Origin of the sequence: Enterococcus sp. DIV1304_2, from assembly GCF_050555445.1 — a bacterium.
GTDB lineage: Bacteria > Bacillota > Bacilli > Lactobacillales > Enterococcaceae > Enterococcus_B > Enterococcus_B pernyi.
Window position 1 is genome coordinate 1,424,045 of the sequence record NZ_CP187851.1, and the last position, 13,978, is coordinate 1,438,022.

A 13,978-nucleotide genomic window follows, 5' to 3' on the forward strand; every position below is an offset into this window, starting at 1 on the left:
CCTCTTTGTTCCAGTGATTACTTACTCTTTTTATACCGACTTTTGGCGAGTGCTTGTTTAGATGGTTTCTCCATTTTAGGTTGTGCAACCATTTTTACAGAAATAAAAACACACAAAACAATAACAAAACTTGTGATACCGATGATCATAGATGTGTTATTGATAAAATATTTTGTCAATAATTGAATGATGTCTGTTTGACCAACCACTATGTTTCACCTCCTTTAGACATACAATAAGCAATCATAGTTTATAATGAAAGGCTGGTCCGAAAAAAACTCTTTTTGACTTATTTTGAAAAAATAGAAAAGAACTTGTATCCGTCAGCCTTCAACATGGCTCATGTGGATACAAGTTCTTTTTTTGATTACTTATTCTTTGTGTTTCGTTTTAAAAGCGTCAAATTTTTCTTTCGCTTCTTCTACCACTTCTTCTAGTTCGTCCTTCAAATGATGTTTCTTTGTTGGATGCTCAGACTCTTCTTCCACAGCATTTGAACCAGACATCGCGACTTCTTTTTCTTCACCGGAGTTGGTCCCAGCTAACGCCTCTTCTTTATTTGTTGTTTCACCTGAATTAGTTCCGGCTAACGCAACTTCATCATCTGTTTTAGGCGCCATTGACCCTCTTAAGCGTTTTTCTTTTTCTCCATCATAATTTGTCATGTTCTCGTCCTCCTTGTTGCTCTGTCTCTATCCTACAACAAGAATAAAATAACTGTCAAAACATAAAGGCGTGTTCATTCATATTAATTTTCTTTCCTTAGAATTTTCACTTCGTAAGGTGCAAACGTTAGTATACCAGTAAGCGTTTGATTTGTTTCGATAGCCAAGTGAGGATCAAGTAACTCAAGTTGTTGCATCTCTTCAGAAAAATTCATTAGAAAGTAATAGCTCTGTTTCCCATCTGTTCGCGATTGAATCGATACTTTTGGATGTGATGCCTTAACGATTCCTTGTTGCAATTGTAATGATTCGATGATTGGTTGGTAAAATACTTCTAAAAAATCCAGATCGGTACGGGCCGCTAAGTAATAAGCAGTCCCCTTCCCTAAGCGATTTTCAACTAAAGCTGGCGTACCAGTATAAAAGTCCTTTTGGTAAGTAGCCCTCACCTTCCCTGTCGTTTCTTTGACGATACCACAGTAGTCTTTTGTTTGATACGTTTGTTCCTTGTAAAGGATTTGATTGTATTCACCAGGATAAAGCGTATCAAGCTCTTTTGGCAAGACACCAAAAAGTGTTTGCAATACTTGTGGCCATTCTCCAAGATGTAACCGATCGTGTTCATTGACCATTCCGGTAAAATAGCTGCCAATCAACGTACCACCATTTTTGACATACTCTGAGAGTGCAACCATTGTTTCTTCCCGCATCAAATAGAGCATTGGTGCAACGACTAAAGCATAATTAGTGAAGTCTTGATTTGGCGTCAAAATATCAACAGCGATATCTCTTTCCCAAAAGAATCGGTAATGTTCTTGTAGTGTTTGGATATAACGACGAGTTGGACGACCAAAACCACCGCCTCTTTTTAATGCCCAATTGCTTTCCCAGTCAAATAAAATAGCGACTTTTGCCTCTGTTTGTGTACCTTTGATCGAAGACAAAGTGTCTAATCGTTTTCCGTAAGCCGCTACTTCTTGGAAGACTCGATTGTTTTCTGAATTGTCATGTTCGACCACCGCCCCGTGGAATTTTTCGGAATTTCCTAGTGATTGCCGCCATTGAAAATAGAGTGTGCTATCTGACCCATGTGCCAGTTGTTGCATCCCACTGAGCAGGTGCATCCCTGGCTTCTTCGCCTTGTTGAATGCGTGCCAATTCACGTAACTAGGTGTCGATTCCATCACGAGAAACGGTTGTTTCTTCAATGAACGATATTGATCGTGGACGTAAGCTGATTTCATGGCGGTCACATGTAAGGATTCGTACGGGTTATGCCAGTCGGGGTAGCTATCCCAACTGACGATATCTACAACTTCAGCAAATCGGGAATAATCAAGACCTTCCAGGGGAATAAAGTCATGCTGATCATGGCCTTCTGCCATAAAATTGGTCGTTACTGGGATTGCTGGTGTGAGTTCTCTGATCGGTTCGATTTCATGTAAAAAGAAATCGATCGTCCGATCTGTCACAAATCGTTTCCAGTCTAGATCCATGCCATGTACTTTATGTTCTCCAAGAGGCGAAGGTGGTACAACTTGTGACCAACTGGAATAATCATTACTCCAAAATGTCATCCACCAAGCGTCATTCACCGCTTCTAAGGTTTGATATTTCGCTTTGACCCACTCACGCCATTTGGCTGCACAAAGTGGACAGTAGCATTCTCCTGAGTATTCATTACTGATATGCCACAGCAATAATGCCGGATGGTCACCATATCGTTCAGCTAAACGCCGATTGATTTGTTGGACTTTCTCCCGATAAATTGGGGATGTGTAGCAATGGTTATGGCGAAAACCATGATGATGCTTTTGTCCTTTTGCATTCGTTCGATTCACCTCTGGATATTTTTCACTCAGCCATTGCGGTCGTCCGCCACTTGGTGTGGCCAAGATCACACGACCTTGACGTTTGTGCATCTCTTCAAACACTTTATCCAACCAGTCAAAGTGATAAACCCCTTCTTCTGGTTCTAATGAACTCCATGAAAAGATCCCGACAGTTACAGTATTGACATGTGCTTTGTCCATCAACTCAAAATCTTTTTTCAACACTTCAGGGTGATTCAACCATTGTTCCGGATTATAATCCCCACCATGGAGTAAACGTGTGTCATTATAAGTCTTCACTTCATTTCCCTCTTTTCTACCAGATGATAGATGAACGATTGACAGTCTCCTGCAAGTTGGTAAGTGGTATGATTCGCTCCATTGAACAAACGTGGTTTTTTCAGACCGACATTCATCAGGAAATGACCGCTAATCGTTTCTTTTTCATTGATTTGATAATAACTATCCTTATTCAGGCATTCTGGAAGTGGTAAATATGCCTGTGCAGCTGGATTTGCACGTCCTAATTTTTGATAAAAACCAATGATTGCTTCTGACCGATCGTGACTAAACACACCCCAACAAATTTCATTATCATACGGATGATTTGGCATGATCTGGAGAAATTCACCGTGAGTCAGCAACTGACGATGGGCTTTGTAAAAAATGATTCGGCTACTGATCTGTTGTTTTTCTGCTTCTGTCAAAGTCAATAGGTCTAATTCATAGCCTAAAGGTCCAAACATGGCTACATCTTGGCGGAATGATAAAGAAGTCTCACGTAATACTTGATGATTCGGAGAAGCAGAGACGTGATTACTAAAGCTAGAAAGGGGGTATCCTGCCATTGTTCCGCTAAGAATACTTAAGCGTTCCAACCCATCACTGGTATCACTAGGCCAGATTTGCGGACTATAAAATAGGATACCTAAATCATATCTCCCTCCCCCGCCAGCACAACCTTCAATTAAGAGATCAGGATAGCTGGTCAATAATTTACCGTAAAGCGTGTAGACGCCTTGGACATAGCGATGGAAAAACTCCTGTTGATGCATCCCTTGTTTTTCTAAATAAGCGGAATAGGCTTCAGTGATATTGCGGTTCATATCCCATTTGATATAAGTTAAATTCGTTTCTTCGATGATCTTTGCCATTTGCTCATAGATTCCTTCAACAACCGCCGGATTCGCAAAATCAAGCACATATTGCCCACGTCCCACCGAGATACGTGAATAGGGATGTTTCACCACCCAATCTGGATGTTTTTCCAATAACTGACTATCAGGAGAGATCATTTCAGGCTCGAACCACATGCCGAATTGAAGACCCATGTTTTTGAGCTTTGTTGCAAAGGAAGCCAAACCGTGTGGGAATTTTTGCTTATCAGGCGTCCAGTCACCTAATGAGGAACGATCATTGTTTCGTTTGCCGAACCAGCCATCATCTAAGACAAAACATTCCATCCCTAATTCTTTTCCAATGGTCGCAAGGGATAAGAGTTTTTCTTCAGTAAAATCGAAATACGTTGCTTCCCAGTTGTTGAAGACGATTGGTCGTGGCGTGTCTTGCCATTGATGATCAATCAGGTAGTTTTCGATAAAATGTGTCAATTGTTTGGCAAGACCATTCGTACCTGCAGCGCTATACATCAAGACTGCTTCTGGTGTCGTAAAGCTTTCCTTAGGCGCTAATGTCCAAGTAAATTGTGTCGGATGGATACCGATCATCACTCGCGTTTTATCCCATTCATCCACTTCTGCTTGAGCGAGAAAATTACCGGAATAAACGAGATTCATTCCATAGACCTCTCCTTGATCGAGCGTTGAGTTTTGATGTTCTAGCCGGATAAAGGGATTATGCTGATGGCTACTTGCACCTTTTAGTGAGCCAATCGCTACGACTCCTTGTTCAAGCGGTCGTTTCTTTTCATGCCGTTCTTTTAACCAAGCACCTGAAAAATGAGTGAAATCATATGCTTTGGTAGGAAGGTTCAAGACGCCTGAAAGCATGCGATGGATCTGTAAATCTGCCTCAGATTGATTGATCAGCGTCTGACTTTGTACAATGGCAGCGGAATCGTAAAATAAGGTGTAATGAAGTATTAGTTCTAACTGACGTTCCTGATCCATTAATCGCAATGAGAGTGTTTCAGTTTCTTCCTCATTCCCATAGGTAGCCGGACAGTTTAAGGTTCTTTTCTTGCCTTTTTTAGTCGTGGCTTCGACAAAGCGGAAATCTGTGTAGTAAGGCGCTTGGTTACTTGAAAGTTCGATCGCGCCTTCTTTAAAATCAGAAGAACCATACACAGGATATGCTTGTGGATGATCAGTCAACGTAAAGTTAGGGTCATCTTCAAAAAACTTGACTGTTCCAGCAGATTTATTTTGATCTGTGACCAAGTAGTCGATTTCTTCGACAGATAAGCCATGTAAAGGTTTACCGTAATAGATTTGCTCGATCTGTCCATTTTGCATGACATGGAGAATAAAGCTAACTTGCGAATTATTCATGTGAAATATGCGGTTATTTAATTGTTCAATCATGGAAGGCAACACCTCTTAATTTTTAGTTAGTAAAACAGACAAGGAATGAAGAGAACGACGTTTTGTTCCTCCATTCCTTGTTTGTGGAGAAATCAGAGCTTTTGTATCAAATAATTGACTCTTTTGGCTAACTGACGATTGTAAAAGAATTTATAAAATGGCAGGACAAAAAGCAAACTCAGCTGCGTTTTGGCATCAACCAGTTCATTTCTTTCAGAATAATGCAATGTGAACTGCTGCTCATCTTGACGTTTCAGTTGGTAGGTTTGAATGATTTTTCCACCGGAGTAATCAGTAGTCATTTCAAGTAGTTCATCTTTGACTAAACGTTGGATCGTTAGCGTACTTTCGACAGTCGCTTGCCCTAGTTTTGTTTGAAGCGCAGTCGTGATGGCTGCTCCTTCTGTCAGTTTGGTAATTGAAGAGTCCTTGCTGTGAAAATAGTTTAATTGTTCTTCAAGAAGTACTTGGTAAAAATGTGCGGGGTGTGTCGGTATTTTCTTTCGGTAGTTCAAGGTATCGATCCGCATACGAATCACTCCCTACTGTTCTTCTATGGTGATTTTTCCATCCATCAGTTGGTTTTCTTTTTCTTGTTTCACTTGTTGGCGTTCTTCCTTCAAATATTCACGGTCCATTGCAACTAAGAAAGGCACCCAGATCAGTGTCATCACAACTACTGTTACGATTTGCAAAAGTGCGCCGGTGATCGAACCAGTTCCTAACCAACCTGACAGTAAAATTGGCGTCGTCCAGACAACCGTTGCCCCGATTGGACGAGGAACGAAGCCAAAGTAAATCGCAAAGTATGAAATCGTGGTAGAAGCTAGTGGCGCTAGAATCCAAGGGATGAATGCTATAGGGTTCAGCACGACGGGCAGTCCAAAAGTCATTGGTTCTGATACATTAAAGATCGCTGGCGCCATGATCGTTTTCATCGTCTTTTTCATACGGATGGAGCGAGCAATAAAGAACGCCATCGTGATCGAAATACCAAGTTGCATTCCTTGATTGACGAACACCCCCATAAAGGTCGTATTGATGATATGTGGCAACTGCTCAGCGCCATTTTTATATGCTTCAAAGTTTTCGATGGCTAAAGCACCCATGATTGGATCAATCACTGCATTGATGACTAACGTGCCGTGGATACCGAACCACCAGAAAAGTTGCGTAAAGAAAACAGCGATCAATACAGCTGGTAAAGTTCCGCCAAGTCCCATCAAAGGTTGTTGCAACATCTGATAAACGAAATCGACTGCATTTCCCCAGGTGGTAAAAGTAAATAGATAGCGGATGATGTTGAATAAAAACAAAGGAGCAGCTCCAGGGATGATGGCCACAAAAGATTCAGCAATCATCGGCGGTACAGATTCTGGCATCTTGATCGTAAACCCTGAGCGACTGATCCGACTATAGATTTCTGTAGCGACGATCGCTGTCAAGATACCCACGAACATCCCTTCAGCACCTAGTTTCGATAAAGGAATAAACGTACCCATGGTTTCATCGCTCCCAAACGGTAACAGCATGATGAAACAAGAAAGTGAAATGGCACCAGCAAAGATTTGTGGTTGTTTGTAGTGACCAGCCAATTGATAACCGATCCCAAATACAATGAAAAGTGCTGAAATACTCATTGTCGCATTGCCGACAGGTCCAAAGAACTCATTTAAAAAGGTATTGAATGCTTCTGGCAGAAAAGTAGCGAAGCCAAATGTTGTTGGCAAATTTTGGATAATGATCATGATGGAAGCAAACATTGTTGCAGGAAAAGCCATCATAAAACCATCTCGGAGACTGAGTAGATATTTATTATTTGCGATCAGCGTTGCAGCGGGCACCATTTTTTCAGCTAATTTATCGACAAATTTCATGTGTGATAACTCCTTTTATTTAATATGTGCAAACGTTTACTTGGTGAGTATAATTGTTTACTTAATGTTTACACAAGTGAGAAAACAAAAAAAGTTCGAGAAAGAGAGATTCTCGAACTTTTTCAAGGAATAAATGTGTAAAATGAGTTAATCTAAAAGCGCGCTGTCCTGTCCGATGGAATCTCGTAACACGAGTTCACTGCGACAGATCACACGGATCGGCATCGTTCGTTCTTTTAGCATGCGTTCCTTCGCTAAGCGTACAGCTAAGCGCCCCATTTCTTCCGGGTTTGCCTTGATACTTGATAAGCTTGGTGTCATGAATTGAGCCATTTCGATATCATCAAAACTCACGACAGCAATATCATCAGGGATTTTTTTATTTGCTTCACTGATTGCTTTATAAACACCTACTGCCATCGGATCACTAGCCACGATGACTGCTGTCGGTGGGGATGGTTGCGCCAATAACTCTTTGCCTAAACGAAGGCCATCTTCCGGTTTCCAGTTTCCTTGATATGTTTTTGCATAATGTTGCAGGCCATTTAATTTCATCCATTTCAGGTAAGATTCCGCTCGAATCTCCTCTTTGTTTTTATGAACGTCACCGTTTTCAGCTACTTGACTGCTGTAGCCACCGATAAATGCGATGTTTCGATGGCCTTTCTTATAGAGAACTTCTAATACTTCCACGGTTTTTTGTTGGAAATCGGTTTGGATACAGTCAAATTCTTCAGAGTTCGAGTAATTATCGACCAAGATCAAGTTGGGATTGATCGTAGCGATTTTTTTTGTTGCTTCAATCGTCATTTCACTGATCATGATCACCGCACCATATTTCGCTAACTCTTTCCATTCTTTATGGGCATCTCTCATATGGAAAGCACGGATCGTGCGAAAACGCCACTTTGCTGCTTCTTTTTCAATGCCACCACGGATTTTGCGAAAATAGGGATCATCTAATTCTGCTTCTTCTTGATGACGAACGATCAAGGCAATCGTCATTTCATCTCCTAGACTTCGACTACCACGTTTATTTTTATCGACAGAATAGTTTAATTGATTGGCAATTTCAATCACACGTATCCTCGTTTGTTCGTTGATGCTAAATGTGGGATCTTCATTCAGGATACGGGAAACACTCGCTGCTGAAACCCCAGCGATTTTTGCAATATCACGTATAGATGCCATTTACTCACCTCTTGTTTACTGTTTACTAAATAGTAACAGAAGATTAAACAAAAGGCGAATGAAAATTTAGCGTTTGCCCTTTGAGGATTTGTTGTTGCATTGTGTGAATCAGTGGGTAGAATAAACGAAAAAGCCGTAAATCATCCTTTAGATTTACGGCTCGATTCTTTCATTACTTGGAAAAAGAGTATCCCCTGCTGAATGTAACAACATCCTTAATTTTCAAATGCAGTTTTTGCTTCTTCAATCTGTTGGATACCTGTTTCTAATATTTTCATTTGTAACAACGTTTCTTCATCTTTTACGATTTTTTCTACACCATTGATCAACGTTTCGTAGATTCCTTCGTACACTCGGCGATAATCTCCGACTTCAGAAACAACTTTCTCTTCATGATAAGTTCCTTCTTCATCAATGTAGGTCAATACACCATAGTGTTCAGGTTGATCAATCCCAAAGTCCGCATTTTCAGGCATATAGAACATTTTTAAGTGTTCTTCTTGTCGGTCTTTTGTTTGTTTGACAAATATCCCTTTTTTGCCATAGACGACAAAACTAGGACGTTCTTTGATACGGAAATAACTTGATTTGATCGAAACTTTCATTCGACCGTAGTAAAAGTCTAAGTCAAAGTAATCATTCATTCGACCGGTGCCTAGTAATTGACGGACATCGTAATGGATATCATCTGGTTCACCAAAATAAGAAAGAACCTGATCTACTGTATGACAGGCATGACCATATAAGTAGCTGTTGGCAACTGAAAATTCCTTAGTACCCTCTGGGATTTCTGGGCGGAAGTAGTCATAGTGCATTTCCACTTCTAAAATATCACCAAGCTTCCCACTTTCGATCACTTTTTGGACAGTCAAAAAGTCCGAATCAAAGCGACGATTTTGATAACATTGGATAAATAGTCCTTTTTCCGCTGCTAAGTCGAATAATTCTTTTGCTTCTTTTGAAGTTTCTGCAAAAGGTTTTTCGACTAACACGTTCTTGCCATTTTCCAAAGCAAGTTTGGCGTATTCTGCATGAAATTGGCTTGGTGTCGTAATGACTACTAATTGGATCTCAGGATCATTCCACAGATCAGACAACTGATCGGTATATTCGATCTCATCAAAAGTTTCCCAAATGGGTGCTGATGGAGAGTAGATTTTTTTGACGTTGATTTTGTCTGGTAGCCTTCTTGAGAAGGGTAAATGATAGCGATTGGTACTTTTGCCATTACCTAAATATGCGATGGTTAACATGTCGTTTCCTCCTGCTTTTTAAATGATTTCTTTTCTTGAGTATAGCGCACAATAGGTAAAAGAATACCGATTCTAGTTTTTTTGGTAGAAATGTTCAAAGAAATTGAAAGAATGACGATATTTTTGAAAAAGATGTTCAATCTTAGACTACTGTAAAAAGAAGTGGTTATTTTTCTAGTTATTCAGTAAGATAGATTTGGAGGTGTGTGATGGATGCTTATCGAAGAAAAATTAACCCAACAAGAAACATTTACTACAAATGAAAAACGGATCGCCGATTATCTGCGGATGAATTTGGAAGCAGCAGTTTATATGACGATTGAAGAGCTGGCAAAGGAGACCTATACCTCCCATTCCGCTATTATCCGATTCTGTAAAAAAATCGGCTATAGCGGCTTTAAAGAATTTCGCTTTGAATTAGGACGAGAAGTCCACCAACTGGTTGCTCAGTTCAATCAAGTCATCGATCCTAATTTTCCTTTTACCGTTGATGATGATGCGAAGATGATTGCCAAAAAAATGGCAGATCTATCCATTCAAGCCATCAAAAAAGCGCAATTTCAAATGGAAGATCAATCCTTAGAAACCATCGCGACTGTTTTAAACAAAGCAGAGCGCATTTTCTTATTTGCAAAAGGTGATTCGCAAACAACTGCTCGGAAATTCCAAAACAAATTAGTTAAACTAAATAAGTTCTTGATCTTAGCCGAAGAATATAGCGATTCGTCCTGGAATGCAGCTAATTTGACGGAAAAGGACTGCGGGATTTTTATTAGCTATAGTGGACGCATCCATCATTACGAACGTATTCTTACCTATCTGGCACATATTGGCGCACCTAGTTTATTGATCACAGGAAATGAACAGTCTGAAATGGCAAAGAAAGCAGCCATGCGGTTGGTCGTGTCCCAAGAAGAGTATGATTTTGCGAAAGTTGCTACATTCTCTTCTCAAATTGCCTTCGACTATGTCTTGAATACCTTGTACTCCTTGATGTATACGCAAAACTACCAAGAAAATTTATTGAATTTGAAAGAAAAACAAGAGCTGATCCAAAAAGGCTTGTTAAAGGAATACAAGAAGTAAGCGTTGTAGCAACAAAGAAATAGCCCAAAGACTGAAACCTTCGTTTCGTCTTTGGGCTATTAGTCTAGGCGTATAAAACTTCATTTATCAAAAAAACTTAAAATTGATGATTGATCGCCTGGATGAATGAAAATTGACGATCGCTATACTCGAATTCTAAAATACAACAATTTGAAAATTTCAGCTTGGCTACTTGCTCATAAGGCAACCATTTTTGAATGAATAAATACATGGCACCACCATGGCTAACTGCTAACACGCTTTGGTGCTCTTTTTCCATGATATCGATCAAGGTCGTGTTCATTCTTTGTTGGAGTTCTTTTGCCGACTCACCGCCATAAGGAACAAATGAATCACCATAGGAAGTTTCGCCAACTGTTCGTTTAGGATTCAACGCTTCACTTTCTCCCTCAAATCGGCCAAAGTTCCATTCTTTTAACCCTTTACATCGCTGATATTCTTTTTCCCCGATAATGATTTCGAGCGTATCAGAAGCCCGTTCTTGCGTGGATGAATAATACGCATCAAAGGTGATGTGATTGGTTTCAAAATAGTCTCTTGCCACCTCTGCTTGTCTGATCCCAGCTTCTGTCAAGGGAGAGTCACAAGCCCCTTGGATTTTCCCTAATTGATTGAACAAGGTTTGACCATGACGCATGAGATAAAGTTTTTTCATTTAAAGACCTCCTGTCGATTTGGCTATGTATCTTCATTAGTTAGTATAGTTTCTGGAGTAAACTCCAAGTCAATAGAAAACCTATTTTTTTCGATGAAGTGGGGATAAAAGTTTTCTTGACTTGAAATGATCAATGCTCCAGATGTTTACCATCAAGCTTTAATCATGGTTATTCAGCGACTGTCTAAAAAAGAAGCGCCTACTCCCAATTACAAAGAATGATGCGGAAGTAGATGCTTCTTTTTATTTATAGACTTGTCTAACTATTAGCCTTACTCTTTACCCCTATCTCTAGCCATTTGACTTTATAGCGAAAATCCTCTACTAGTTCTTCCGCTGTCCATTGGTTGATCATATAATCTGTCAAAGAATTCATGACAAGAGCCATCACGAAATATAAAAAGCTGATGGCTTCTTCTGTCGTAGCCATGACGATCTGGTTGATTTTCAACAAATCAAGCCATTGTTCAACCATCGATGTGTTACCTTGATCATTTGAACGCTTCGCTGAACCTAGATCGTTTGCACGTGTGAGTAATTTGATGGATCGCCAATAAGAACTATCTTTACTTAGCTGTCCACACCAGGCGAGATATTCTTCGATTCCTAAGAAAAAATGATCTCGATTTCGATTGATCGAAGCGATGATATCTCCATGGACTTGATTGGAATAGTTTCGGACAGTAAATGTATACGCATCTTCTAAATCCTGAAAATATTTATAAAACGCACCACGAGACATCCCCATTGCTTCAACGATTTCTGAAACTTTGACTTGGCTGATGTGCTGATCATAAAATGTATCTAATAAAATCTCTAAGATCCATTGCTGCTTTTCTTTGGAAATATTGAAAAATGTTTCTTTTGGCATAAACACTCTCCTTACTGCTTAAGCTTTAGCTTGTTCTTTTAAATAGCCGTCTTCCATGCGATAGATACGGTCGCTCCACTGGATCATCCGAGAATCATGCGTGACCATGACGGTCGCTTTTTGCTTCTCATGGGCTTCCTTGACTAACAATTTGACAACTTCATAGGCATGATCCGTATCTAAGCTTGCTGTTGGTTCATCCGCTAAAATTAAGCTTGGGTCATTGAATAAAGCCCTTGCGATCGCTACTCGTTGTCTTTCTCCACCAGATAAATCTTTTGGATAACTGTCTTTTAACTCATAGATATCCAATGATTTCAGCAATTCGTCGATTCGCTCATCCCCGGCTTTTTTCTTAGCGACACGATCGACTAAGTAAAACTGTTCTTTGACTTTTAGGAAAGGAATCAAATTTGAACTTTGTAAAATGAAGCCTATTTCTTTAAAGCGTAAGTCTGCTCGTTTTTTTTCATTTAATTCAGAAAACGAATGACCGTTAATGTGAATTTCACCTGAAGTAGGTGTTTGAAGACCACCAGAGATGGTTAAAAATGTACTTTTCCCTGAACCAGAAGGGCCGATGATGCTGACAAATTCTCCTTGTTTCACTGAAAAATTGATTTCTTTTAGTGCAGTCACTTCTGTTCGGCCGTTGCCGAATTTTTTGACGATATTTTTCATTGTCAAGATTTCTTTCATTTTTCTATTACCCTCCTATCGCAATAACTGGATCAACTTTAGCGACTGTCCGAATGGAGAATAGCCCACCGATCATTGCTACGAGTATCAATATCCCACTATATAAAAGCCACTGAGGCCACATGATCGCGAAAGGCATGGCAGTCGGTAAGATCAAACTAGTCAAGAAAGCAAGCCCTACTGCGAATGCTACACCAACCACTCCTACGATGAATGCTTGTGCTAGTAAGGAACGGGCGATAAATGAATTTCTGATCCCTTGTGCTTTCATCACACCGAAAATCGCTGTTTTTTGTAAGGTGATCACATACATAAAGATGCCTACAACTGCTGCAACAACGACAAACAAGAAATAAATCATCGCATTCAATGTCATGTTTTGTGCAGAATAACCTGGGAGACTTTGAATAAAGTCGTCAATCGACAATTTTTGTAATGTTTTTGATGCCCCATCCGATTGGATAGTGGCAGCTTGTTTCGTGACAATGGCATTGATCGGCTTCTTCTCATCCGAAGCAAAAGGCTGATCGCCAAATTTCAACTGTGTCCATGTATCGAGATCTGTGTAAACGACCGGACCCACCGTGTAATAAGTTTCAGGGAAGATCCCAACGATTGTTAGTTCTTCATCATAGCTACCAATTTTGATTTTTTCGCCAATCGAAAAACCTAGATCTGCCATATTTTTGGAAATAATGATTTCATTTTTTTGTTTGAACATCTCGCCTTCTAATAAATCAGGCAATAAGAACGCATCGCGTGTCGTCCCAAATACAGTGATATTTTCCTTTTCTTCTGCTTTGACTGCTCCGCTGAATAAGCCAATAGGCGCTTTGTCTTTTGCGTCTACTTGATCCAGATCTTCTCTCGTCAATTGAGAGGCAGCAAAGACTTTATTGGCATCTTCTGATAGCACGATTTCTTGTGCTTGCCAGTCAACAATTGCTTTTTTGAACTCTTCGGAGAGTCCACTTGCTAAACCAGTTAACATAAACACAACATAAGCGATCAAGAACATGATTCCAATAATCAGCCCATAGCGTAGTTTGGCATAGCGCATTTCTTTTATCGCTAAAAACATTTTTTTGATTCCTCCATTTCGGTTTCTTCGTGAGTGACAAAGTGTCACTGGATAAAAGTATAGCGCTTGTGCATCCAATAAGTCAATTGCTTCGTCTGATAAATTCGTTCATAATATTAGTATTTTTAAGAAAAAAAACACACTAGATAGCCATATTCTATGTGACACAAGCGTTTGCGATCTGTTACGAAAGTAGTGATGAAC

General features: G+C 39.9%; 13 protein-coding genes. 1 reads left to right on the forward strand and 12 read right to left on the reverse strand.

The genetic code is table 11. The features are described from left to right. Positions 1–17: 17 nt before the first annotated feature. The 8 genes from IGJ14_RS06655 to IGJ14_RS06690 all read right to left on the reverse strand — a co-directional run bounded on the left by IGJ14_RS06655 (position 18) and on the right by IGJ14_RS06690 (position 9,361). Complete coding sequence (locus IGJ14_RS06655) at positions 18–209, reverse strand: hypothetical protein (RefSeq protein ID WP_019724541.1); 192 nt, start codon at positions 207–209, stop codon at positions 18–20. A gap of 162 nt (positions 210–371) precedes the next feature. Continuing rightward, complete coding sequence (locus IGJ14_RS06660; RefSeq protein ID WP_010735475.1) at positions 372–665, reverse strand: hypothetical protein; 294 nt, start codon at positions 663–665, stop codon at positions 372–374. An 83-nt stretch (positions 666–748) separates the two neighbouring features. Beyond that, positions 749–2,797: a beta-galactosidase gene (locus tag IGJ14_RS06665; RefSeq protein ID WP_195339270.1), complete on the reverse strand. Its 2,049-nt coding sequence runs from the start codon at positions 2,795–2,797 to the stop codon at positions 749–751. Next, entirely contained in the window at positions 2,794–5,040 is a 2,247-nt protein-coding gene (locus IGJ14_RS06670) for an alpha-galactosidase (RefSeq protein WP_019724026.1), read from the reverse strand. Before IGJ14_RS06670 ends, IGJ14_RS06665 begins: the two co-directional genes overlap by 4 nt. A gap of 92 nt (positions 5,041–5,132) precedes the next feature. Further along, positions 5,133–5,570 (reverse strand): DUF3284 domain-containing protein, encoded by a 438-nt coding sequence (locus IGJ14_RS06675; RefSeq protein WP_019724025.1) that lies wholly within the window; start codon positions 5,568–5,570, stop codon positions 5,133–5,135. A gap of 12 nt (positions 5,571–5,582) precedes the next feature. Continuing rightward, a complete protein-coding gene (locus IGJ14_RS06680; protein WP_019724024.1) occupies positions 5,583–6,917 on the reverse strand; it encodes a PTS sugar transporter subunit IIC in 1,335 nt (444 codons plus the stop codon). Between the two features lie 147 nt (positions 6,918–7,064). Then, positions 7,065–8,108 carry a LacI family DNA-binding transcriptional regulator gene (locus IGJ14_RS06685; RefSeq protein WP_195339271.1) on the reverse strand — a complete coding sequence of 348 codons (1,044 nt, stop codon included), beginning with the start codon at positions 8,106–8,108 and terminating at the stop codon, positions 7,065–7,067. 215 nt (positions 8,109–8,323) lie between these two features. Then, entirely contained in the window at positions 8,324–9,361 is a 1,038-nt protein-coding gene (locus IGJ14_RS06690; RefSeq protein ID WP_019723353.1) for a Gfo/Idh/MocA family oxidoreductase, read from the reverse strand. Positions 9,362–9,574: 213 nt separating this feature from the next. Between IGJ14_RS06690 and IGJ14_RS06695 the strand changes: the two genes are divergently transcribed. Then, entirely contained in the window at positions 9,575–10,447 is an 873-nt protein-coding gene (locus IGJ14_RS06695; RefSeq protein WP_019723352.1) for a MurR/RpiR family transcriptional regulator, read from the forward strand. A gap of 97 nt (positions 10,448–10,544) precedes the next feature. Here the strand turns inward: IGJ14_RS06695 and IGJ14_RS06700 are convergent, their stop codons facing one another. The 4 genes from IGJ14_RS06700 to IGJ14_RS06715 all read right to left on the reverse strand — a co-directional run bounded on the left by IGJ14_RS06700 (position 10,545) and on the right by IGJ14_RS06715 (position 13,774). Further along, the gene (locus IGJ14_RS06700) at positions 10,545–11,123 is read right to left on the reverse strand and encodes a histidine phosphatase family protein (protein WP_019723351.1); all 579 of its coding nucleotides are present in this window, start codon (positions 11,121–11,123) and stop codon (positions 10,545–10,547) included. A gap of 259 nt (positions 11,124–11,382) precedes the next feature. After that, positions 11,383–11,994: a TetR family transcriptional regulator gene (locus IGJ14_RS06705; RefSeq protein WP_019723350.1), complete on the reverse strand. Its 612-nt coding sequence runs from the start codon at positions 11,992–11,994 to the stop codon at positions 11,383–11,385. Positions 11,995–12,012: 18 nt separating this feature from the next. Continuing rightward, entirely contained in the window at positions 12,013–12,693 is a 681-nt protein-coding gene (locus IGJ14_RS06710) for an ABC transporter ATP-binding protein (protein WP_019723349.1), read from the reverse strand. Between the two features lie 7 nt (positions 12,694–12,700). After that, positions 12,701–13,774 carry an ABC transporter permease gene (locus IGJ14_RS06715; RefSeq protein ID WP_019723348.1) on the reverse strand — a complete coding sequence of 358 codons (1,074 nt, stop codon included), beginning with the start codon at positions 13,772–13,774 and terminating at the stop codon, positions 12,701–12,703. Positions 13,775–13,978: the final 204 nt, after the last annotated feature.

What these genes read in the sequence shown, in the direction of transcription:
- IGJ14_RS06680 (WP_019724024.1), bottom strand. Translation starts at nt 6,917, where the DNA reads ATGAAATTTGTCGATAAATTAGCTGAAAAAATGGTGCCCGCTGCAACG.
- IGJ14_RS06660 (WP_010735475.1), bottom strand. Translation starts at nt 665, where the DNA reads ATGACAAATTATGATGGAGAAAAAGAAAAACGCTTAAGAGGGTCAATG.
- IGJ14_RS06690 (WP_019723353.1), bottom strand. Translation starts at nt 9,361, where the DNA reads ATGTTAACCATCGCATATTTAGGTAATGGCAAAAGTACCAATCGCTAT.
- IGJ14_RS06670 (WP_019724026.1), bottom strand. Translation starts at nt 5,040, where the DNA reads ATGATTGAACAATTAAATAACCGCATATTTCACATGAATAATTCGCAA.
- IGJ14_RS06710 (WP_019723349.1), bottom strand. Translation starts at nt 12,693, where the DNA reads ATGAAAGAAATCTTGACAATGAAAAATATCGTCAAAAAATTCGGCAAC.
- IGJ14_RS06700 (WP_019723351.1), bottom strand. Translation starts at nt 11,123, where the DNA reads ATGAAAAAACTTTATCTCATGCGTCATGGTCAAACCTTGTTCAATCAA.
- IGJ14_RS06695 (WP_019723352.1), top strand. Translation starts at nt 9,575, where the DNA reads ATGCTTATCGAAGAAAAATTAACCCAACAAGAAACATTTACTACAAAT.
- IGJ14_RS06685 (WP_195339271.1), bottom strand. Translation starts at nt 8,108, where the DNA reads ATGGCATCTATACGTGATATTGCAAAAATCGCTGGGGTTTCAGCAGCG.
- IGJ14_RS06705 (WP_019723350.1), bottom strand. Translation starts at nt 11,994, where the DNA reads ATGCCAAAAGAAACATTTTTCAATATTTCCAAAGAAAAGCAGCAATGG.
- IGJ14_RS06715 (WP_019723348.1), bottom strand. Translation starts at nt 13,774, where the DNA reads ATGTTTTTAGCGATAAAAGAAATGCGCTATGCCAAACTACGCTATGGG.
- IGJ14_RS06675 (WP_019724025.1), bottom strand. Translation starts at nt 5,570, where the DNA reads ATGCGGATCGATACCTTGAACTACCGAAAGAAAATACCGACACACCCC.